This is a genomic window from Bradyrhizobium monzae, assembly GCF_021458635.1.
Classification (GTDB): Bacteria; Pseudomonadota; Alphaproteobacteria; order Rhizobiales; family Xanthobacteraceae; genus Bradyrhizobium.
In genome coordinates this window covers 256,834-279,020 of record NZ_JAIRDQ010000010.1, presented here as the reverse complement: position 1 = coordinate 279,020, position 22,187 = coordinate 256,834, and the positions used below count along the sequence as shown (strand labels likewise).

Genomic DNA, 22,187 nt, shown 5'->3' with positions numbered 1-22,187 from the left:
GGCTATTCGACGGCAGTTCTCCCCGTAAGAACGGAAAGAGGGGAGAAAACAGCTACCGCACCTCCGCCCGGATCATATCCGCCGCCTTCTCTCCGATCATGATCGTCGGCGCATTGGTGTTGCCGCCGATCAGTGTCGGCATGATCGAGGCATCGACGATGCGCAGGCCGTCCACGCCATGCACCTTCAGCTTCGGATCGACCACGGCCATCGCATCCGTGCCCATCTTGCAGGTGCCGACCGGGTGATAGACGGTGTCGACGCGATTGCGCAGGATGGCGCGGATGTCGTCGTCCGTTCGCACATCGGACGTGAACATGTCCTTCTTCTGCAGCGCGCGCATCGCGGGCGTCTCCATCAGGCGGCGCGTGGTCTTGAAGCCCGCGACCATCGTCTCGAGATCTTCCGCCTCGCCGAGGAAGTTCGGATCGATCAGGGGTGGGGCGAGCGGATCGGCGCTCTTCAGCCAGACGCTGCCGCGACTTTTCGGTCGCAGCAGGCAGACATGGCATGAGAAGCCTGCTTCCTTGTGCTTCTTGCGGCCGTGGTCGTCGAGCATCGCGATGATGAAGTGGAGCTGAATGTCGGGCACGTCGAGGTCGGGGCTGCTCTTCAGGAAGCCGCCACACTCGGCGAAATTGGTGGTCATCAGGCCGCGCCGTTCGCGGCGATAGCGCTGGATGGCGCGGAGCAGGGACGGCAGCCGGCCAAGCGACGCGTGCACGAAGTGCGGATAGTCGGACGCATAGACGAACACGAAATCCGGATGGTCCTGCAGATTGCGCCCGACGCCCGGCAAATGATGCACCACCTCGATGCCGTGCGTACGAAGCGCATCGCCGTCGCCGACGCCTGACAGCATCAGCAATTGCGGTGACTGGAAGGCGCCGCCAGCGAGGATCACCTCGCGGCGCGCGCGCAGCTGCTTCGTCTGCTTGCCCTGGACATATTCGATGCCGACGGCGCGCCCTGCTTCGATCAGGATTTTCGTGGCATGCGCCCCCGTCTCGACGCGCAAATTCGCGCGCTTGTCGATGTGGGGCTGCAGATAGGCGCGCGCCGCGCTCCAGCGCTCGCCCTTGTGCTGCGTCACCTGGTAGCTGCCGAGCCCTTCGTGATCCCCTTCATTGAAGTCCTCGCGGATGCGGAATTGCGCCTCGCGCGCGGCCTGATGGAAGACGTCGTGGATCGGATTGTCCGAGCGCAGTCGGTTGACGTGCAGCGGGCCGCCCTTGCCGTGATATTCGCCGTCGAAATCGCTGTTGTTCTCCGAGCGCTTGAAATAGGGCAGCACGTCCGCATACGACCAGCCTTCATTGCCGAGCGAGGCCCAATGGTCGTAGTCCCATTTGTGGCCGCGGATGTAGACCATGGCGTTGATCGCGGAGGAGCCGCCGAGGCCTTTGCCGCGCGGTTGATAGCCGATGCGGCCGTTCAATCCCTTCTGCGGCACGGTGTCGAAGCCCCAGTTGGCGGCCTTGTAGGGCAACGCGAGCCCGAACGGCGTGGTGATCCGCCAATTGTCGTTGCGTCCGCCGGCATCGAGCAGCGCCACGGATGTCCCCGCATCCTCCGACAGCCGCCCCGCCACCGCGCAGCCGCCCGAGCCCGCGCCCACGACGACGAAATCGAATGTGTCAGTCACCACTGTTTCCCCCTTGCGTTTTCTTTCCTGTCGTCGTTGCGAGCGCAGCGAAGCAATCCAGATTCCCTCCGTTGGTGCAGTCTGGATTGCTTCGCCGCTTCGCTCCTCGCAATGACGGAGAGCTACGACATGAACCTCATCATCTTTTCCAGCCGCGCGATCTTGCCGCCATAGGGCGGGTAGAGATCGGCGAGGCGGTTGAATTTCGAGCGATAGAATACCGGCTTCAGCTTGCTGAACGTCTTAAAGCCCCATTCGCCGTGATAGGCGCCGGTGCCGGAGGCGCCGACGCCCCCCATCGGCTGGTTGGTTTGCGCGAAGTGAAACAGGCAGTCGTTGACGGTGACGCCGCCGGAGACCGTGCGCGCCAGCACCTCGTCGCGCGCGTCGCGATCCCTGCCGAACCAGTACAGCGCCAGCGGCCGGTCGCGACGGTTGATGAAGGCGATGGCGTCTGCGGAATCGCGAATGCCCAGCACCGGCAGCACTGGACCAAAGATCTCCTCCTGCATCGCCGCCATCTCTTCGGTGGCACCGACGATCAGCGTCGGCGGAAATTTGCGATGCGCCTTCCAGTTCGGATCGTCCGTCTTCGCCGGTTGCAGGATCTTGGCGCCGCGCTGCGCGGCGTCCGCGACCAGCCTTTCCAGTCGCGCATAGTGACGGTCGGAAATGATCGAGGTGTAGTCCTTGTTGGCGGGATCGGTGCCGAACATGCGGCGCATCTGCGTGCGCACCTTCTCAGTGAAGACCTGCAATGAGCCCTCCGGCACCAGCACGTAATCCGGCGCGATGCAGGTCTGCCCGGCATTGAGCAGCTTGCCGTAGGCGATGCGCTCGGCCGCCTCGTCGAGATCGGCTGACACATCGATGATCGCCGGCGACTTGCCGCCGAGCTCGAGCGTGACAGGCGTGAGATTGCGCCCCGCGGCTTCCGCGACCAGCCGCCCGACCCGGGTCGAGCCGGTGAACACGAGGTGATCGAACGGCAGGCTGGCAAAATCCTTTGCGACCTCATCCTCGACCCCGGTGACCAGCAGCTCCATGGCGTCGAACCTCTCGGCGACCGTCTCCTTCAGCAGCGCGGCAAAGTGCGGCACGAGCTCGCTCGGCTTGATGATGACGCGGTTACCGGCGGCGATAGCGCCGATCGCAGGCGCGAGCGTCAGCTGCAGCGGATAATTCCAGGGCGCGATGATGCCGACGACGCCGAGCGGCTGCGGGATCAGCCGATTGCGCGCGGGCAGGAATTGCAGCGCAGTCGCGACGCGCTGCGGCGCCATCCAGCTTTTCAGATGTTTGGTCGCATGCCGGATCTCGGAGAACACCATCATCGTCTCGGCGATATTGGTCTCGATCGCCGAGCGGTGGCCGAAATCGGCCGAGATCGCCTGCCGGAAACGCTCCTCATTGTCCGCGACCACGGCGCGCAAACGCGCAAGCCGATCGAGCCGCGCGGCGCAATCAGGCGCCGGCTCGGCTCGCGACCGCGCGACCATGGCCTGGAAGCTGTCGTTGAGCGCCGTCAGTGGGGCGCTCGCCAGGGGGCGATCCAAGGTATTGTTCAAGGCGGTCCTCCCCAGATCGGCGTTTCGCCTCTGTTTTGTTGCCGCAAGCTGGCGGTTTGCGGAACTTCTGGCAAGTGTGTGGCAAATCGGCCGGAATCCGCGCCCACGGCCTGTCATAAAGTCGAAAAAAACGTCCCCTCGGCCCTTTCCAAAGGCGGTCCGGGTTGGTACATACCCCTCGCACCCGATGGGCTTTGCCCCGGGATTGCCTTCCAGGGAAGCCTTCGGGACGGGAGAAGCAGCCACGCCAACAGCGTCGGCCCTGATCCACCGTCCCCGGCATTTAAGCGAAGGCAAAGCAACGGTTTAACGCGGGGTGGAGCAGCCCGGTAGCTCGTCAGGCTCATAACCTGAAGGTCATAGGTTCAAATCCTATCCCCGCAACCAAAAACATTAAGCCCTTGAAATCAGAATGATTTCAGGGGTTTTTGTTTTCTAGACCCGCAACCAACATCGACCGCGAACGGTGGATCGTTGAGAGTCTTCCACTGCCGTTGGCATGACTCAGCGCGGACCCTAGGTTGATCGCGACCGGTGACGCCCCTTGCAACAATTTCTTTCGGGCCTGCGACCAGCCGCGGACAGCATCTCCTAAGAGACGATAGCCAGCTTGCTTTGTCGGTTTCGAATCTCGCTCTCAGTGAATTATGCAGAAGTTATCTGCTTGATCGCAGCGAAAACATTGACTTGCTTGTGCTGCCAAATGCTTGGGTTGTCGCTTGTTGTTTGAAGTAGCATTCTCATCTCGTCCACACCAATATTTCGTTTGATAGCCTTCAAAAGGCCAGCGGCTCCAGCGACCAATCCCACCGAGCTGCTGCGAGAGGCTACGCGGGTATAGCCGCCGCCGACACCCGTCGTTTTCATCGAGCCAGCCCAACAGGCGACGTCGCCCACATCCTCACCCCAGCTATCTGGCCAAGAGGATACTGAAATGACGCCTCTGCAGTTTCCTGGATACAAAGGAACGCCTTGGGCAGTTCGCGATGGTCCTGTGACGACTATGACGCCTGCATCCGCGAGTTTTAGGATGAGTTCTTGCGAGGCGATATCTGCTTCGCCAGCGGCACCGAAGCTCATGCAAATCACGTCAGGCAACTCAGAAACGCACCACTGAAGTGCGCGATTAATATCCTCTATCGTTCCACTGCCCTCAGCACCTAACACCTTTGCTGAAACGAGCGAGGCCGCAGGGGCGACGCCGACGACACCAACGTCATTTTGCTTTGCCGCCACGCTACCGGCCAATAGAGTACCATGGCCATTCAAATCTGATGGGTCGGAATCATTTGCACAAAAACTGCGTTGAACCACTACGTTCAAGTCTTCGTGCGCAGCATCGATGCCCGAATCTAGAAGGCAAAGTCGAACGCCCTCTCCGCGGGTGAACTTCCAAGCTGGAGGCGCTCCAACTATCTCGACTCCAAAAGGGATCTCTTCTTGGTTTTCCGTATTGACAAAACCATTGGTTGTGATCTTCATTCTGAGTATCCTTTTTTTGAGACTGAAGATTTATTTTTAACAATATTGAGGAGGCAACGATGGCGGGTGGATCTTTTCCAATAAGGGGCACATCTGGACCTACGTTCGCGACGATCGGCCATTCGGCGGACCGGCGCCCCCGGGTGCGCTCTATTACGCCTCGCGCGACCGGCGGCAGGAGCATCCCACACGGCATCTTCAAAGCTTCTCCGGTATCCTCCAGGCCGATGCCTATAGCGGCTACAACGAGCTGTATGACGCCGCGCGCGCCCAGGGACCGGTCACGCCTGCACTCTGTTGGGCCCACGCTAGGCGGCAGTTCTTCGAGCTGGCGGACGTCGCCGCCAATGCGAGGCGAGACAAGAATGCCGCGGCGATCTCGCCGATTGCCCTCGAGGCGGTCAAGCGCATCGATGCACTGTTCGATATTGAGCGCGGCATCAACGGCCAAAGCGCCGAACAACGTCTACGGGTGCGCAAAGAGCAAAGCGCACCCCTGCTGGCGGTGCTGGAAGCGTGGCTGCGCGAGCAGCGTGCTCGGCTATCGAACTCCTCATCGGTCGCCAAGCCAATCGACTACATGCTGCGCCGCTGGGATCGGTTCACTCGCTTCCTCGATGAAGGGCGGATCTGCCTGACAAACAATGCGGCGGAGAGCGCGCTGCGCGGCTTTGCTCTCGGCCGCAAGTCCTGGCTGTTCGCCGGCTCGGAACGCGGCGCTGACCGCGCCGCCATCATGGCGACGCTGATCATGACGGCAAAGCTCAACGACATCGATCCGCAAGCCTGGCTGGCGGACGTCTTGGCCCGCATCGCCAGCACCCCGCAAGGTCGGCTCAATGAGCTGCTCCCTTGGGAATGGCAGAACAGCCCTGTTCAGTCTGCGGCCTGATCGGGCCCACTGCACCGCGCGATCATCCCGCGGCCCTCACCGGACGGTTACCAAGCGGAGCAAGTCTGTGGGGGCGGCTGTTGCGGGTCCCCGCAACCAAATTCGGAATGACCGGTTCCGATACGAAAATGGCCCGCTTGATGCGGGCCATTTTTGTTTTGGGGCGGTCGCCGTTCGCCCTGCATGTGTCTGCTCTAGCTGAGATCGTGCAAATCCTTGCCGAGCGGCGGTTTCAGAGAAAATCCCGTGAACTTCACCGGCAATCCCTTTCGTTCGGGTGTGCAGGCCATCGGCCCGACCCGGTAAGATTGCGCTTCGGGAAAAGGAGCCAATCGGACCAGTGGCCAACTCTTGCCGTCAACCGAGGTCTGCAATCGCAGGACGCCGCCGGCGACGGTGACGCGCATCCGGAAATCGCCGGCGTCGTGCGCATACGGGGCCGTTGCCCAATCCGACTGCCCGTTGGTCAAGACGCTCGAAAGCATGGCGCGCCCGTCCGAAAACTCGATTCCGGCTTTGATCCAGTGCTCCGCGTCGATGCGCACCATGATGCCGGCTTGATCGTAGAGTTCTTGATAATTGCACTGGATGCGCAATTCGGCCGTAAACGCCTCCGCGGTCCGAAATCCCAGAAAATGGCCGCTGTCGCGGCAGAATCCGTAGTGGGTCTTCTGCCAGAAATCGGTGGCCTTGTCGGTGACGATCTCGAGGCTGTCGCCCTGCGCGGTCCATCGCGTCGGCTCATTCAGCCAAACACCATCCTGTCTGGCAAAGACGGCAACGTTCATATCAAACCTCGAGCAAAGCGGCCGATCGCACCGGACGTCGATCTGGAACGGTGAAGCGACCGCGGGGCGAACGGAGAGCCTGGCGCGGGATTTGACGCACCTGGCTCTCGCGGACGCTACTTCGGTATAGCCAAATCGGAGCTATCCATTCTTCTTCAGGATCTCCGACGCATTCTCCTTGGTAATGAGCATCGTCGGCAAGGTGATGACCGGCTCGAGCTTCTCGCCTTTGAGCAGCTTTGCCGCCTGCCTCAATCCTTCCGCGCCGGGCGTTGCGTAGAGGAACGTCGCGGTGAGCTGGCCCTTGGAGACCCAGGTGACGCCTTCGTCCGGCAATCCGTCGATGCCGATGATGAACTTGATGTCCTTGTCGCGGTTGGCGTCCTTGGCGGCGAGATAAGCGCCGTAGGCCATCGGATCGTTGTGGCCGTAGACCATGTCGATCTTCTCGTTGTTGCGGAGCGCCGTTGTCATGATGTCGTAGGCCTTGTCCTGCTTCCAGTCGCCCGATTGGTTATTGAGCAGGAACTTGATGCCAGGCTCCTTGTCGGTGAAGGCGTGGAAGCCGTCGTGCCGGTCGTGCGCGGGCTGCGTGCCCATGCCGCCCCAGATCTCGACGACGTTGCCCGCCGCCTTGCCCGGACCGCCGAGCAGCTTCACCGCGTGCTCGCCGGCTGCCTTGCCGATCGCGACATTGTCGCCGCCGATGAACTGGGTGATGCGCTTGGTATCGACGTTGCGGTCGAGCACGATCACGGGAATCTTGGCGTCGATCGCCTTTTCGACCACGCCGGTCAGGCCGGCCGACTCCTTCGGCGAGATCAGGAGCACGTTGACCTGCTGTACGATCAGATTGTCGCAATCGGCGACCTGCTTCTCGGTCTTGTCCTGGCCGTCTGTAATGATGAGGTCGATATCCGGATGTTTCTTCGCCTCGGCCTGGATGTCCTTGTTGAACTGCACGCGCCAAGGCTCCAGCGTTGTGCACTGGCTGAAGCCGACTTTCGATTTGCCGGCAGCCTTTGCAGGCGTCCAACCGGCCGGCAGATAGATCGTCATTGCGGCACCCGCCGCGGTGGTCGACAATTTCAGGAATTCACGACGCTTCATCGAGATCCTCCCTTGCGAGTTGGGCCTTTGCGGCACTTGGCAGCCGATGGGTTTCGGCTGTTTTCGGATCGGCCTGTGCCTCGCCCGATCGGCGGAATCGCCATCGCGCGACGAGCTGGCCGAGATTCTGTTCCTGCACCAGCACGGTGCAGACGATGATCAATCCCTTCATCACGAGCTGGACGTTGGAGTCGATGTTCTGAAGCTGCAGGATGTCGGAGAGCAGGCCGAAGATCAGGACGCCGACGAAAGTGCCGGCAAGGCCGCCGCGGCCGCCCATCAGGCTGGTGCCGCCGATCACGACGGCAGCGATCGCGTCGAGCTCGAGGCCGGTGCCTGCGTCGGGCTTGCCCTGCCGGTACTGCGCGACGAACAGCACGCCGGCGATTCCCGCAAGAAGGCCCGACAACAGGTAGGCCGTGAGCTGCACCTGCGCGACCTTGATGCCGGAGAGCTTTGCGGCCTCGATGTTGCCGCCGATCGCGTAGGCATAGCGTCCGAAGGTGGTGAAGCGCAGGATCGCGCCGAACAGGCAGATGGCCGCGAGGAAGAAGACGCTCGGGACAGGCAACACGCCCCACAGCATCGAACGCAACAGCTCGAAGGCCTCGGTCGCATTGGTGCCGGTGTAGACAGGGACCACGGCGTTGTCGGACCCGGCCGTCAATCGCGCGATGCCGAGCGCGCTGACCATCATCGCGAGCGTCGCGATGAAGGGTTGCAGCCGGCCGGCGACGATCAGGAGCCCGTTGATGCCGCCAAGCACCATCGCGAGGCAGGGCGCGATCAGCAGCACGCCGAGAACGCCGAATTTGGCCGGCACCTGGTTCATCGTCCACCACCCGATTGCGATGGCGGCGACAAGGCCGAGCAAGCCCGGAATGCCCATGCTCTGCCAGCGCGTCAGCGAGATCTCCCGTCGCCGTCCGGCGCTGACGTCGCGGCCACGCGCAAGGCCGGCGAATACGAAGCGTGCAGCCAGCGCCACGGCAGCGCCGCCGACCAGGATCGCCGCCGGCACGCCGATGACGGACGCCGAGGTCCAGCCGGGCTTGGTCAGCAGCATCGCGCAGATCACCGTCGAGAAGCCCATCACCGAGCCGACCGACAGATCGATGCCGCCGAGCAGGATGACCATGGTCATTCCGGTCGCGACCAGTCCGGTGATCGAGACCTGGCGCAGCACATCGGTCAGGTTGCCGTAGGACAGGAAGATGTTGTGCCCGGATGAGGTGTGCGGCGAGATGAGGGCGCCGATCAGGCAGATCAGCACAAGACCCCAATAGAGCTTGGTGCGGGAGAGCAGGCGGAACAGGGCTTTCATGATGCGGCTTCCTGCGACCAATTCGCCATCCCAGGTGCCGCGAGGCGCATCACCGCCTCCTGTGTCGCGGTCTCGCGTGCGAGGATGCCGGTCTGCCGACCCTCGCACATGACGAGGATGCGGTCGGACAACAGCAGGAGTTCGGGCATTTCAGAGGTGACCACGATGATTCCGAGCCCCTGTGCGGCGAGATCGAAGATCAACCGGTAGATCTCCATTTTGGCGCCGATGTCGATGCCGCGGGTCGGCTCGTCGAGCAGCAGGATGCGTGGCTCGGTTGCCAGCCATTTGCCGATCACGACCTTTTGCTGGTTGCCGCCGGACAGCGCGGCGGCTTCCTGGCCGATACCGGTGCAGCGAACCGAGAGCCGCTTGACCATGTCGGCGGCGAGTGCGCGTTCGCGGGCGAACGCGCGCAGGCCAAATCGCGAGAGCGCCCCGATCGAGGGCAGCGCGACATTGTCGCAGATCGAGGCGGCCAGATGCAGGCCGCGCTCCTTGCGATCCTCGCTGACGAGCGCGACGCCGAGATGATAGGCGTCGGAGGGAGAGTTGATGTCGACCGCCGCACCGTCGATCGCGATGCTGCCGGTCCGCCAGCCGCGCGCCACGCCGAAGATCGACTCCAGGATTTCCGTCCGGCCTGACCCGAGCAGGCCGCCGACACCGAGGATCTCGCCGCGCTTCAGCTCGAAACTCACGCCGCGCAGCATCCGCCGCCATCCGTGCGGACCGAGCGTATCAAGCGTCAGGTCCTGCACCGAGAGGACGACCGCACCGTCCTGCGCCGTCGCGCCGCGCTCGTTCGCAGCCATCTCGCGGCCGACCATCGCCGATATGATGGCTCCGCGCGAGAGTTCATCGATTCGTGCCGTCACCACGCGCCGGCCATCGCGCAGAACCGTGACGCGGTCGGCAAGCTCCAGCACCTCCTCGATGCGATGCGATGTGTAGATGATCGCGACGCCCTCGCGCGCGAGCTGGCGTACGATCTTGAACAGCCTGTCGCATTCCGACGACGATAGCGCCGAGGTCGGCTCGTCCATGATGAGGATGCGCGCATTGAGCGACAGCGCCTTGGCGATTTCGACGAGCTGCTGCTCGCCGACGCGCAGGCCCGCAATCCTGGTGTCCGGCGCGATGGTGAGGCCGAGGCGCGCCAGCAGGCGCTCGGCCGCCCTGACCATCCGGCGCCGGTCGATCAATACGCCGCCGATCAGCGGCTCTCGGCCAAGGAAGATATTGTCGGCGACGCTCAGCTCGGGAACGAGGTTGAGCTCCTGGTGGATGATGGCGACGCCGGCCTCTTCGGCGTCTCGCACGCCGTTAAAGGACGCAGCACAGCCCTCGACCAGAATGGTGCCGTCGTAGCTCGTGTGAACGCCGGCAAGGATCTTCATCAGGGTGCTCTTGCCGGCACCGTTCTCACCCATCAGCGCGTGCACTTCGCCGTGGCGCAGATCGAAGTCGACGTCGTGGAGCGCCTTCACGCCGGCAAAGGATTTGGAGATCCGCTCCGCACAGAGCACGGCGTGCCCGCCCGGAACGCCGGCACGGCTGCCAAGCTCGACCACGCGAGACGAGCGCGGCGCGCCGCGCTCGTCGTCTGCCCCGGGCGCGCCGAAGCGTGTCTCCATCGGGTTTTCCTCCCGGCGTGCCGTCAGTCCTTGGGAAGACATTCGAGCCGCAGGTGATCGTTTATTTGTTACCTGATATGCTAGTTATATCAGTTGATGCTCGTCAAGCCTCTTTGGCCGCGCGATTGGCGTTGCGGCATTGAAATGTGTAGATCGGCCGGGGGAACACAGCATGCATTCAGTCGGCGGGTTCAGTGGCGGCGCAAGGCCAGCGCGCGGGCGTAGCGCAGGTGGATCAAAAGTCGATCAGGCCTATCTTGCGCTGAAGCGCGCCATCGTCTCCGGCACGCTCGCGCCCGAAACGCCGATCGACAAGAACGAGTGGTGTGCGCTCTTTGATGTATCGAAACTGTCGGTCACGACGGCGATCAACAGGCTCGCCTTCGAAGGGCTCGTCGTGGTCGAGCCGCAGCGCGGCTCCTATGTTGCCAGGATTCATCTCGAGGATGTGAGGCAGTGGATGCTGATGCGTCGCGCGCTGGAGGTCGAAATCGTCGGCGTCTGCGCGGACAGCATGCCGGACGATGCGATCGGCGCGCTCAGCCAGAATCTCGCTTATCAAAAGGCTGCGATCGAGAGCGGAGACCTTGAAGGCTTCCACGAACTCGATACCCGGTTTCACCATCAGATGACCGAGAGCCTGGGCCTCGCGCGCGTCGGCGAAGCTCTCGATACGATCCGAACTCATCTTGAACGCGTGCGCCGTACGTTGCTGCCCGAGCCGGGCCGGCCCAAAGGAACTTACACCGAGCACGAGGCGATTTACCGCGGGATCGCGGATCGCGATGCCCAGAGGGCCAGGGCCGAGATGGCCAACCATCTCGATCGCGTCGCGCGCGAACTCCATGCCTTCGTGGAGAAGCATCCGGGCTTCTTCGAGAGCTAGCGATCCGGCTGCTGCATGTCGCGAGGTTCGGCGATCTTGAAAGCAACGGTTTAACGCGGGGTGGAGCAGCCCGGTGGCTCGTCAGGCTGTTAAGCAAATCCTATCCCCGCAACCAAATTCGGAATGACCGGTTCCGATCCGAAAATGGCCCGCGCGAAGCGGACCATTTTTGTTTGGATCATGGGAAGCCGTTTCGGGGCGCCAAGCCGTCGTGATGTGAGAGAGCGAACTGATCCCTCACTCCGGACAGCTCAGGATCGTTTTGAGCAGCTTCGGAAACCGGGCATTGATGTCCTCCTCACGAAGGACATTGCGGTGCTGGACACCTTGCTTTGACGTCCGGATCAGGCCGGCCTCGCGCAGAATGCGAAAATGGTTCGACAGGGTCGACTTCGCCATCTCGGGGCAAGGCGCCGCCTCGGTGCACGACATGCAGGCGTTCTGAGCGACCAGGCTTTTGACGATGCGCAGCCGCATGGGATCCGCGAGGGCGCCGAGCACTCCGGCCAGCGTAATCTCCTCCCGCGATGGGTGAACGAACTGCACCATACGCAAAATATAGCATGCCCCTTGAACTCGTTCAATAGTTCACTAGTATTGAACTATTGAATACCGGCATCCCGCCGAACAACGGAAGACATGCGATGACCAAGAGACTCGAAGGCAAAGTTGCGCTCGTGACCGGCGCATCCAAAGGCATTGGTGCCGAAATCGCCGCCCGGCTCGCGGCTGAGGGCGCGGCGGTTGCCGTCAATTACAGCTCCAGCAAGCAGGCCGCCGACCGCGTGGTCGCCGCCATCACCGCCAAGGGGGGCAAAGCCGTCGCGGTCCATGGCAACTTGTCCGATGCGAAGGACGCAAAGAGCGTTGTCGCGGAGACCGTGAAGGCGTTCGGTGCCATCGACATCCTCGTCAACAATGCGGGCATCTACGAGTTCGCCCCGCTCGAGGCCATCACGCCCGAGCATTTCCACAAGCATTTCGACCTCAATGTGCTGGGCCTGCTGCTGGTTTCGGGTGAAGCGGTGAAGCACTTCAACGCCAATGGCGGAAGCATCATCAACATCAGCTCCGGTGTATCGACCATCGCGCCGGCGAACACCGCCGTCTACACCGCAACCAAAGCCTCGGTGGATGCGATCACCTCCGTGCTGTCGAAGGAGCTTGCGCCGCGCAAGATTCGCGTCAACGCCGTCAATCCAGGCATGATCGCCACCGAAGGCGTCGTCTCGGCCGGCCTGCACGAGGGCGACATGCGCAAGTGGATCGAATCCACCACCCCGCTTGGCCGCATCGGCAAAGTCGAGGAGATCGCCGCCGCGGTGGCCTTCTTCGCATCGGACGACGCGTCCTACGTGACCGGCGAGACGCTTCACGTCACCGGCGGGCTGCGCTAACGCATAGGTGCTCTGGCGGCCCGACGTCGCTGAAGGCCAAAGTTTGGACTTCACAGTTTCAGAAGAGAAAGTAGCCCGCGTCACGCGGGCTACTTTTGTCTGGCGGCTCGAGCCTTCAAAACCCCGCAATAACCTTCCCATCCGCCCCCACCAGCGTCGACGGCGCCTCGCCGAACACCAGCCCCTCCGGCTGAAACTTGATCGTCTTGCCGCCCTCGACGAATTCCGCAAAATTCCTCGGCGTGGCCGAGTGCACGCCGTTGGTCAGGAAGTCGTCGATCTCGTAGCAGGTGTCGGGCTTGCCGCCGGAGCCTTCGCCCAGGAACTTCTGGAAGTTCTGGCTCGTCACCTTGGCCTTCTTGCGCGCCGACCAGTTCGTGTAACGGCGGAAGAGCTTTGGCAGGATCACCGGGCCCTTGTCGGTCGCGAGTACGTCCGTCTCGTTCTTTTTCGGCTCGCGCAAATCGAAGTCGAAGGCGGGAATGGTTTTGGCGAGGTTCTTCCAGACCGGCAGCTTCTTGGTGCGCGCGGTCTTGGTCAGCGCAAGGAAGGCCTTGATCTCGTCGTCGTTCATCGAGGAGTAGAACGTCGGATAGGCAAAGCCCTGCTCGACCAGCCAGTGGTTGATGTCGATCGTCTGGTTCGCGATCGTCACCTCGATGTCGCCGACCAGCCGTCCGTAGGTATCGAACACCTCGTTCGGCGCGTCGACATGGGTGAACACGCGGCAGGCAAGCGTCGCTTCGCCGGTGCTGGCGAGGAAATCATGCAGCGCCTTGGTCGAGGTCGCGCCGAGGAACTGCCGGTAGGACTGCGTGACCTCGTGATAGGCCTGCTTCTTGGCATCGGTCAGCCCCTTCTTCTCGGCGGGCGACAGCGGAGACGGCATATAGTGCAGCTCGGGCGCGTCGATGCCCTGGAGGCGAATGGTGAGCTTGCCGTTCTTGATCGGCGCCGTGTTGGTCCGCCCTTTTACCTTGGCATTGTCGAACACGTGGGTCGGCTGGAACGGCGATTGATCGTTCTTGCGGAAGCGGATCGCGTCTGGGGCGATGTTCACTACGACCTTGGTGGTGTCGGCGTCCGATCGTCCCTCCGGCCAGAACTGGCTGACCTCGATCGTGCCTTCGACCTCCAGCAATCCAACCGGCATTGGCCGCTCCTCCCAATGAGCCCGCGGCCGCAAGGCGACTCGCACGCATTTGGTCAGAGCGGACCATCTTCGTACGACAGGCCCATGACGGGAGGAGGCGCGGCGACACGCCGCCGCAGGGATGGTTTGGTGCGCTTGCAGCCGGCTCAACAAAAAACGCGAGCCGGCGAATTGCCGGCCCGCGCCGTTCAGATCAGATGATGATGCTGCGATCTAGCTCAGGCTCAGCCCTTCGCCGGCTTCAACGGACTGAGTTCGAGCATCGCGCGCCGGCTTGTACGGACAGACCATTGTCAGGTAGAGCAGCGTGGGCGTCTTGCTGTCTCCCTCGTATTCCCACTCCAGCCGGATCTCATGCGTGTCAGCACCGGGGTCGGTCGCTTCGTGCGTCATGATGTGGGTCTTCATCGGAATCGGCGGCTCCGAATTGAAGCATTTCCGGACCGAGGCATCGAGCAGCGCGCATCGGGTCAGCGGAACGATTTCGGGCTCGTCCTTGGACAGCGGGGTGGTGTTCGGCTGGGCCGCGAGATCGACGCGCACCCGGCCCTTCTCTTTGTGCCAGTGCTTCGCGCTGCCCTGAGGCCACTTCGAGGCTGGCGTCAGTATCAGGTGGTACTGGCCGTATTCCAGGGTCGGCAGATCGATGTGAGCCGATGCCTTGAGCTTGGCCACGCTCTTTTTCATGTTTGCCAGAGGGTAGTAGTTGCTGTTCATCAAGTTTCTGAATGCAGCCGTGGTGTAAGGTCTCGAGCCCATCGCTTTTTTCCCTCAATATGTCTTTTGCTCAACCCCGCGAAACGTGTCGGCTGGAACGAGAGCCCGGCGGCCAACGATTGGAGCCTCAGCTTCGCACGGCGCTCGAACGATACCACCTGAGGGCGAGTTGTCCAGATCAACAATAGCAGTGCTCTTAACACCCCTGCCAGAGTGCTCGTTGACGCCTCTTCACGAAAACCAACGCGGATAGCATTTCGTTGTGCGGGCCTTGCGCCCTCACTTGTCGGCAGCGTTCGCCAAATTCAGTTGGCCTTTCACGTCGGTTATGCGCGGCCCCAGCGAGTAAACGCAACCGATGCGCAGGAGAGAAGACCGAGCAACGTCATCGAAGCTGCCGTGAGTGAGAAAAAGCTGTCGGCGCTCGCGGCCTGCGACGTCAGATAACAGCCGCCAAGCACGATAAAGAGCAGGCGCGCCGTTTGCGCCAGCACGGGACCGAGCACGTTGCCGGCGCCCTGTGACGAGAAGTACATCGCGGAGGCTAGCCCGACGAAAGCGTAGAACGGTGCGACAGTCCGGAGAAACTGCCGGCTGTCGGCATGCGCTTCCGCGTTGTCCGTGAAGAGGCGAACCCACGGGTCCGGAAGGAGAGCGACCGCGCACGCGAGCGCCCCGACCACAACGAGCGCGACGAGGCCGGTCGTCCAGGCAATACGTCGGGCACGCGCGATCCGCCCTGCGCCCATTGCCACGCCAATCATCGGGACAGAGCCGATGCCGATAGAAAAGGCAATGGTCGCCAGCACGTATTCCAGGCGCGCGCCGATGCCGTAGGCAGCGAGGATGGCGGTGCCGAAAATGGCCAGCAGGTGGGTGAGGGTCAGATTGGTCAGCGTGTTTTGCAGTGGGGAGAGACAAGCGACAGCGCCAACCTTGAGGATGTCGGCAAACAACGCCCATTGCATGCGAAACCCGTGCAGCCGGGGAACGATGGGTCCCCGGCCGGAGAACAGGTACCAGCTCATGATTGCGATATTGATCGAGTAGGTGATCAAAGATCCAGTTGCGACTCCCGGCATCCCGAATTGCGGCACCGGCCCGAGGCCAAGACCCAGCGTTCCGCCAAGGATGATCTGGCAGACCGCAGAATTGACGATCATCATCGAGGGCAATTTCATGTTGCCGGTGCCGCGCAGGACGCCGGCCAGAATATTGACCAGCCAGGTGAGCACGGCCCCGCCGAAGTAGACCTGGCTGTAGGCGACCGCCAGTGCCAGCACGTCCCCTTGGCCGCCGAGCAGCTCCAGCAATTTCCGGCCGCCGACCAGCATGCCCAGCATGAAGATCAGGCCGAAGAAGACAGCGATCAAAAGCGCGTGCGTGGCCAAGCTCTCGGCCCGGTCGCGGTCGCCCGCGCCCAGCGCGCGGGCAATGGCCGAGGCCACACCCCCGCCCATTGCCGCGCCGGACATGCTCATGGTCAACATCACGCAAGGAAACACCAGCGCCATCGCCGCCAGAGCTTCGATTCCTAGCTTGCCGATGTACGAGGTTTCTGCGATCGCAACCAAAGTGCCGGCCGAAAACGCTAGCGCATTCGGCCAGGCGAGAGAGAGCAGTGTGCGCAGGATCGGTCCGTCGAGCAACGCATTCGCCGCTGAGCGAGGTGGCGATGACATCGGACCTTCCCCTTCGTCGACCTGTCAGGTCTGCCGCGAGATCAGGGCTTGGGAGGCTTGTGCGGGCAGACCATCGTCAGATTGAGCAGCTTCGGCGTCTTGCTGTCGCCCTCGTACTCCCACTCCAGTCGAATCTCGTGCTGGTCGGCGTTACGGTCGGTCGCCTCGTGCGTGATGATGTTGGTTTTCATCGGAATCGGCGGCTCCGAATTGAAGCACTTGCGGACGCAGGCATCGAGCAGCGCGCATCGGGTCAGCGGAACGACCTTGGGCTCGTCCTTGGACAGGGGCGTGGTGTTCGGCTGGTTGGTGAGATCGACGCGGGCGCGGCCCTTCTCCTTCTGCCAGTGCTTCGCGCTGCCCTGCGGCCACTTGCTCTTCGGCACCAGGATCAAATGATACTGGCCGTATTCCAGAGTCGGCAGGTGAATGTTTTCAGACGCTTTGAGCTTTTTGACGCTCTTCTTCATGTTCTCCAAAGGAAAGTAATTTGCATTCATCAGATCCTTAAATGGCCGGCCCGTATAAACTCGCATGCCCATATGTTTGCCCCTCAATGAGTCCCTTGGCTTCCCCGGGAAATATGCCGCTCTGCGAAACTCGCCGGCTCGAACGAGTGCTTGGCAGCCCACGATTCGCAGCCTCTTTTTCGCGCGGCATCCACGAGGCTACCACCAGAGACTGTGAATCGTCCAGATTAGCAACCGCTTTGCCGGCACTCCGCCGGGGATGGATCGCCTGCCCTGTTACTAGGCGTTGCTAAGCAAGGTTCGATAAGCGATCTTGTTGGGATCCGCGCGCGGGAGCCCGATCGACAGTGCCTTTGAAATCACTTGAGAGCACGGGAATGCGTTGCGCTGTATGTCAGTCGACGCTCGCCCCAGGCGACAGCCGGTGCCCCAAATGCGGTGCGGCCGTCCGGCGCCCCGATCCCGACAGCGAACGCCGCTTCGTCACGATCCTCCGCGCCGACGTCATCGACTCCACCGGCCTCGTCGCTGAATTGGATCCGGAGGCGGCGGTCTCGCGCCTGGAGCCGGCCCTGGCCGCCATGCGCGGCGCGGTCCGACAATTCGGCGGCATCGTCAGCAAGGAGCTGGGCGACGGGCTTGCCGCGGTGTTCGGCGCTCCGATCGCGGACGACAACCATGCGCCGCTGGCGTGCCATGCCGCGATCGAGCTGGTCCGGCGCGTTGCCAGCCTCGGTGATCCCGCCCTTCAGGTCCGGGTCGGCCTGCACTCCGGGCACGTCGTTGCCTACATGGTCGCCAGCGAATTCTCCAAGGTCTACGAGATCGGCGGCGCCGCCCAGCATCTGGCCGCGCGGCTGGAGCAGGAGGCCGAGGCGAACCAGATCTACGTCTCGGAAGCCTGTCAAAATCTCGCCGACGGGCATGTCCGGTTCGAATCTCTGGGCGGCAAATCGCTGCGCGGCTTCAGCCAGCCCGTGCCGGTCTACCGGATCGTGGGTGCCAGCGATCTGTCGAGCTGGCGGGTCCGGCGCGCCCGCAGTGTCTCCCGATTCGTCGATCGTACCACCGAGCGAGCCCTGCTGGACCGTGCGGCCGGGCAGGCCAGGGCCGGCCGGCAGACGGTCCTGCTGCTCGGCGATGCCGGCATCGGCAAATCACGGCTGGCGCACGAGTTCGCCCAGAAGCTCAGGGCCGAGGGCTGGCGGCTGATCGACGCCGAGTGCAGCCCGAATCTGCAAGGAGCGCCCTTCAGCACGCTCAAGCGAATCCTGCTGTCGGCCATGGACGCAGCCGCAAGGGACCCCGGCGATCCCCTGAAGGACCTGACCGCGATCCAGCAGAGCGCCCTCGACGCGGTGCTCGATGTGCCGATCGCGAACCCGCAATGGGACGAGCTCGAGCCTCATGCCCGCGGGCGCGTGATCTCCGATGCGAGCTGCGCCGTCATCCAGAACCTGGCCAGTCGCCGGCCGACAGTCCTGCTTTTGGAGGACCTGCACTGGATCGACCGGGCCAGCGACGTCGTCGTGGCCGCCATCGCCGCGTTGGCGGCGCCCGATCTCCTCGTGCTGCTTACCTCCCGCCCCAACGGCATGCCGGTCTGGATCGCGCGGTGCCACGCCGAAATCGTCGCGATACGGCCGCTCGACGACGATTCGGGGCTGGAGATGCTGTCCGACATGCTCGGATCGTCCGAGACCAATGCCGATCTGAAGAGCCGGATCGTCTCCCACACCGCCAACGTGCCGCTGTTCATCGAGGAGGTCTGCCGCGGCTTGAAGGACAGCGGCACCTTGCGCGGCGAGTGGGGCGACCTCGCTTTGGTGCGCCCGATCGACGAGCTCGGTATTCCCACCAGCATTCAGGGTGTGATCGCGGCGCGTCTCGATCGCGTGTCGAAGCAGGAACGGTCCGTCTTGCAGGTCGCGGCCGCGCTGGGGGCGCGGTCGAGCGAGGCCATCCTGCGGAAGATTGCGATCCTGCCCGAAGATGCCCTGCGCGGCTGTCTCGTCTCGCTCGATCGCGCCGAGCTGCTGGTCCGGATTGACAGCGAATTGGAGGATTCGCTGGAGTTCCGCCACGAGATGGTTCGCCAGGTTACCTACGATTCGATGGTCGAAAAGGTGCGCGAGGACATCCATGCGCGCATTCTGGCCGCGCTTGAAGGCAGCGAGGGCGAGGATTCCGACAAGCTCTGCTATCACGCGACGCGGGCGAAAGACTGGGACAAGGCGTTCGCCTACGGCCGGGCCTCGGCGCGAAAATGCCTGGCGCGATCGGCGTTCACGGATGCCGCTGATTATTTCGAGACCGCGATGCGATCGCTGGATATGACGCCGGCTACCCCCACGCGCGAAGCGAGCGCTGTGGACATTCGCATTGAGGCCCGGGCGGCGTTCACTGCATCAGGCAATCTCTCCGAATGGCTGAACCTCGGCAAGGAAGCCGAGCGTCGCGCCGATGCGATCAACGATATCGGGCGGAAGGTCGCGGCCATGACGGTCATGGCGGCGGCGCAGAATTTCTATGGCTCGCCGGCCGAAGCGGTCAGGCTCAACGAGGAAGTCGTGGGCCTCGCAGAGCAATCGAACAGCTCGGGCTGGCTCAACGCCGCGCAATACGGCCTCGGTCAGGTGTACTTCCTCGCCGGACGCTATCGCGAGGCGGACGGTTTGTTCGCACGGGCCCGCGCCCAATTGATGGGGCCGGAGGCGAGCGCGCCGTTCGGGACGACAGCGAAATACGCGTTGCTGATTTGCTGTATGATGGGCAGCATCAATCACACCGTCATGGGCGAGCTTGATGCCGCGGAACAGCTTCAGCGCCACGCCGGCGCGATCGCGGAAGAAACCAACCGCCCCTATGACCGCGTTGCTGCCGCCTATAGCGGCGGCTGGCTGATGCTCGGCCGGGGCGAGCCGGCCGCGGCCGCTTCCATCCTCGAACAGGGTTTCGTGCTGGCGCAAAAACACGGTATCCGGCTGTTCGTGCCGGTGCTCGCCTGCCATCTCGGCATCGCCTATCTGGAGCAGGGACTGTTCGACCGGGCGCGCCGCATGCTGGCCGAGGCGCGCGAAGAGGCGCGCAACGTCGGCTATACCTCGGCGGTGCTGCGCTCCTCGATCTACCTCGCGCTGGCGACCAACCAGCTCGGCGATGTCCAGGCGGCCCAGAACATGCTGCGCGAAGCGCGCAACACCGCGCGCCAGCAGGGCTTCTCCGGCCTCGAGGCCGAGGCCCTGTTTGGCGAGGCCGTGGTGACGCCGCCCTCGAGCGGGGAGAACCGGACCATCATCCTCTCCGCGCTGCGCGCCGCGATCGCGATCGCCTCCGAGAGCGGCGCGAAGCCGCTGCTGCAGAAGGCCGAGGCGATGCTGAACGGCATGCTCGCCGAGGGCGATCAGCGCACCTGAGCCTCGGTCGCGACATCAGGGGTCTTTGCCCGACGGGTCAAATGAATTTCGCAGGCGATGCAAGGACTTGGCTACCGTGCATGGGGTTGTTTTCGCCCTTTGCGGCAGCGGGCCCACACGTTGTGATGACAAAGTCCCTTGCGCGGGCGCTGAGGTCGGCTACCGTCCGGATTCTAGCCGCAGGGTTAGGTGATCTTTTGACTGATCTTTCTTAGCATCCGAATTCATCGGCGCCGCGACGGCGCGACGCCCACCGGACGAGGGGGCCCATGATGATACGGGACCAGGCAGCACTGTTGGCGCCGGTCGAGCGCGACTTGCGGCTCGACCTCTTCCGCGGCATCGGCCTGTGGATGATCTTCCTCGATCACATCCCGCACGACGTCGTGGCCTGGCTGACCCTGCGCAATTACGGTTTCAGCGACGCCGCCGAGTTCTTCGTCTTCATCTCCGGCTATCTGGTCGGCTGGATCTACGGGCCGATCATCGCCGGCGGCTGGTTTCTCGCCGCGCTGAAGCGGCTGTGGCGGCGGGCGGCGGAAATGTATGTGGCCCACATCATGCTGTTCCTGCTGTTCACGGCGCAGATCGCCCGCACGATCAGGAGATTCGACAATCCGATGTATGCGGACGAGTTCAACGTTCACAGTTTCCTCGACCATCCGGACATCCTGATCGGGCAGGCGCTCTCGCTGCGCTACAAGCCGGTCAATCTGGACGTACTGCCGCTCTACATCACGCTGGTGCTCGCAGCGCCCTTTATCGTGTGGTGCCTGGTGCGCCGGCCGAACCTGACGATCGCCGCGTCCGCGGTGCTCTATGTGCTGTCGCGCTGGTTCGACTGGAACATCGCCTCCTATCCGCCCGGCACGACCTGGTATTTCAATCCGTTCTGCTGGCAGCTCATGTTCGTCGTCGCCGCGTGGTGCGGCATCGGCCAGATCGAGAAGATTGCCAAATGGGTCTGGTCGAAGCCGGTGATGGGTCTGGCGGCGGCATGGATTGCGTTCGCCCTCCTGATCGTGATGACATGGCACGTTCACGCGCTCGAAGCCCTGATCCCGAAATGGATGATCAAGGCGATCTATCCGATCGACAAGACCGATCTCGACATGCTGCGCTTCACGCATTTCCTGGCGCTCGGGATCTGGGTGACCTATTTCGTCCCGCGCCACTGGAAGGCGTTGCATCTGAAATGGATGCGCCCGGTCATCCTGTGCGGCCAGCATTCGCTCCCGATCTTTTGCCTCAGCGTGTTCCTGTCGTTCTCGGCGCATTGGATCCTGATGCAATACACCCGGGGCGTCTGGGAGCAGCTCGCCGTCTCCTTCGCCGGCTTCGCCATCATGGTCGGGGCGGCGTGGCTGCTCGACCGCGCCGAGCGGGTGCCCAGCCTCTTCGTCAAGGTGACCGATGTCGACGACGAGCCGGAGCCCGCGGCCGAAGGCGCACCGGTAAAGGTCATCGCCGCAGCTCCCGTTAGCCGCTGAGGGCCATTGCGTCGCGCGGGTGATTTTTCAGGAGATGTCCATGTCGAGACTCTTGTTGACGATTGCCGGCGCTCTCCTGCTCCTCATCGGCGACGCGTCGGCGCAGGCGCCGTCGCCCGAGGCGATGGATGCTGCGCGAAAACTCGTCACCACGCTGAAGATCGCGGATCAGTATCGTGCGGCTCTCCCGCAGCTCATGCTTAAACTGAGACCCGTGGTCGCGCAGGACAGGCCGGAGATCGAGCACGACTATGATGCCTTGATCGCGCCGGGCTCTGACATCTACGCACCGTTCGCCGCTGCCATGATCGACCAGATCGCCGCCCTCTATGCCGCCAGCTTCACGGTGGAAGAGCTGCGCCAGATCGAGGCGTTCTATGTCCAGCCGGCCGGCCGAAAGCTTTTGGAGAAATCGGACGCGCTGGCGCAAGCGAGCGCACAGATCGGCCAGGACGCGAACCAGAAGGCCGTCGACGAACTGAAGCAGCGCCTCACCGAGGCGCTGCGCCAGAAGGGGCACAAGCCGTAGG

At 63.1% G+C, this 22,187-nt stretch carries 17 protein-coding genes, 1 tRNA gene and 1 pseudogene; 7 read left to right on the top strand and 12 right to left on the bottom strand.

Features of this window, described 5'->3' with window-relative positions; translation table 11 throughout:
- Nucleotides 1–52 precede the first annotated feature (52 nt).
- Both K3F49_RS30660 and K3F49_RS30655 read right to left on the bottom strand, forming a co-directional pair.
- On the bottom strand, nt 53–1,645 hold the full coding sequence (locus tag K3F49_RS30660) for a GMC family oxidoreductase (RefSeq protein WP_234684624.1): 1,593 nt from the start codon (nt 1,643–1,645) through the stop codon (nt 53–55).
- A 122-nt stretch (nt 1,646–1,767) separates the two neighbouring features.
- The gene (locus tag K3F49_RS30655; protein WP_452101131.1) at nt 1,768–3,144 is read right to left on the bottom strand and encodes a coniferyl aldehyde dehydrogenase; all 1,377 of its coding nucleotides are present in this window, start codon (nt 3,142–3,144) and stop codon (nt 1,768–1,770) included.
- Nucleotides 3,145–3,523: 379 nt separating this feature from the next.
- Here K3F49_RS30655 and K3F49_RS30650 point away from each other — a divergent pair.
- A tRNA-Met gene (locus tag K3F49_RS30650) sits at nt 3,524–3,600 on the top strand.
- 258 nt (nt 3,601–3,858) lie between these two features.
- Here K3F49_RS30650 and K3F49_RS30645 read toward each other — a convergent pair.
- Complete coding sequence (locus K3F49_RS30645) at nt 3,859–4,695, bottom strand: S8 family peptidase (protein ID WP_234684622.1); 837 nt, start codon at nt 4,693–4,695, stop codon at nt 3,859–3,861.
- Between the two features lie 76 nt (nt 4,696–4,771).
- On the opposite strand from K3F49_RS30645, the pseudogene tnpC reads away from it, so the two are divergent.
- Nucleotides 4,772–5,587, top strand: a pseudogene (gene tnpC / locus K3F49_RS30640) (IS66 family transposase); the annotation flags it as partial.
- A 194-nt stretch (nt 5,588–5,781) separates the two neighbouring features.
- Here the strand turns inward: tnpC and K3F49_RS30635 are convergent.
- The 4 genes from K3F49_RS30635 to K3F49_RS30620 form a co-directional block, all read right to left on the bottom strand.
- Nucleotides 5,782–6,375, bottom strand: a complete 594-nt coding sequence (locus K3F49_RS30635) for a DUF1349 domain-containing protein (RefSeq protein ID WP_234684621.1) — start codon at nt 6,373–6,375, stop codon at nt 5,782–5,784.
- Between the two features lie 141 nt (nt 6,376–6,516).
- On the bottom strand, nt 6,517–7,434 hold the full coding sequence (locus K3F49_RS30630) for a substrate-binding domain-containing protein (protein WP_452101130.1): 918 nt from the start codon (nt 7,432–7,434) through the stop codon (nt 6,517–6,519).
- A 37-nt stretch (nt 7,435–7,471) separates the two neighbouring features.
- Nucleotides 7,472–8,809, bottom strand: coding sequence for an ABC transporter permease (locus tag K3F49_RS30625; RefSeq protein ID WP_234684619.1), 1,338 nt, complete (start codon nt 8,807–8,809; stop codon nt 7,472–7,474).
- The gene (locus tag K3F49_RS30620) at nt 8,806–10,446 is read right to left on the bottom strand and encodes a sugar ABC transporter ATP-binding protein (protein ID WP_234684618.1); all 1,641 of its coding nucleotides are present in this window, start codon (nt 10,444–10,446) and stop codon (nt 8,806–8,808) included. Before K3F49_RS30620 ends, K3F49_RS30625 begins: the two co-directional genes overlap by 4 nt.
- Nucleotides 10,447–10,618: 172 nt before the next feature.
- Here K3F49_RS30620 and K3F49_RS30615 point away from each other — a divergent pair, with 172 nt between their 5' ends.
- Nucleotides 10,619–11,332, top strand: a complete 714-nt coding sequence (locus K3F49_RS30615; protein WP_234684617.1) for a GntR family transcriptional regulator — start codon at nt 10,619–10,621, stop codon at nt 11,330–11,332.
- A gap of 237 nt (nt 11,333–11,569) precedes the next feature.
- Here K3F49_RS30615 and K3F49_RS30610 read toward each other — a convergent pair whose 3' ends face one another.
- The gene (locus tag K3F49_RS30610) at nt 11,570–11,881 is read right to left on the bottom strand and encodes an ArsR/SmtB family transcription factor (protein WP_234684616.1); all 312 of its coding nucleotides are present in this window, start codon (nt 11,879–11,881) and stop codon (nt 11,570–11,572) included.
- A gap of 95 nt (nt 11,882–11,976) precedes the next feature.
- On the opposite strand from K3F49_RS30610, the gene K3F49_RS30605 reads away from it, so the two are divergent.
- Nucleotides 11,977–12,729, top strand: coding sequence for an SDR family NAD(P)-dependent oxidoreductase (locus tag K3F49_RS30605; RefSeq protein ID WP_234684615.1), 753 nt, complete (start codon nt 11,977–11,979; stop codon nt 12,727–12,729).
- A 115-nt stretch (nt 12,730–12,844) separates the two neighbouring features.
- On the opposite strand, the gene K3F49_RS30600 is transcribed toward K3F49_RS30605, so the two are convergent.
- The 4 genes from K3F49_RS30600 to K3F49_RS30585 form a co-directional block, all read right to left on the bottom strand.
- A complete protein-coding gene (locus K3F49_RS30600; protein ID WP_234684614.1) occupies nt 12,845–13,882 on the bottom strand; it encodes a thermonuclease family protein in 1,038 nt (345 codons plus the stop codon).
- Nucleotides 13,883–14,095: 213 nt separating this feature from the next.
- Nucleotides 14,096–14,599, bottom strand: a complete 504-nt coding sequence (locus K3F49_RS30595) for a hypothetical protein (RefSeq protein ID WP_234684613.1) — start codon at nt 14,597–14,599, stop codon at nt 14,096–14,098.
- 326 nt (nt 14,600–14,925) lie between these two features.
- Nucleotides 14,926–16,281, bottom strand: coding sequence for an MATE family efflux transporter (locus K3F49_RS30590; RefSeq protein WP_234684612.1), 1,356 nt, complete (start codon nt 16,279–16,281; stop codon nt 14,926–14,928).
- Between the two features lie 41 nt (nt 16,282–16,322).
- Nucleotides 16,323–16,823, bottom strand: a complete 501-nt coding sequence (locus tag K3F49_RS30585) for a hypothetical protein (protein WP_234684611.1) — start codon at nt 16,821–16,823, stop codon at nt 16,323–16,325.
- Between the two features lie 305 nt (nt 16,824–17,128).
- Between K3F49_RS30585 and K3F49_RS30580 the strand changes: the two genes are divergently transcribed.
- The 3 genes from K3F49_RS30580 to K3F49_RS30570 all read left to right on the top strand — a co-directional run bounded on the left by K3F49_RS30580 (nt 17,129) and on the right by K3F49_RS30570 (nt 22,186).
- The gene (locus K3F49_RS30580; protein ID WP_234684610.1) at nt 17,129–20,167 is read left to right on the top strand and encodes an ATP-binding protein; all 3,039 of its coding nucleotides are present in this window, start codon (nt 17,129–17,131) and stop codon (nt 20,165–20,167) included.
- A 269-nt stretch (nt 20,168–20,436) separates the two neighbouring features.
- Complete coding sequence (locus tag K3F49_RS30575) at nt 20,437–21,657, top strand: OpgC domain-containing protein (RefSeq protein WP_234684609.1); 1,221 nt, start codon at nt 20,437–20,439, stop codon at nt 21,655–21,657.
- Nucleotides 21,658–21,697: 40 nt separating this feature from the next.
- Nucleotides 21,698–22,186: a DUF2059 domain-containing protein gene (locus K3F49_RS30570; RefSeq protein WP_234684608.1), complete on the top strand. Its 489-nt coding sequence runs from the start codon at nt 21,698–21,700 to the stop codon at nt 22,184–22,186.
- Nucleotide 22,187 lies beyond the last annotated feature (1 nt).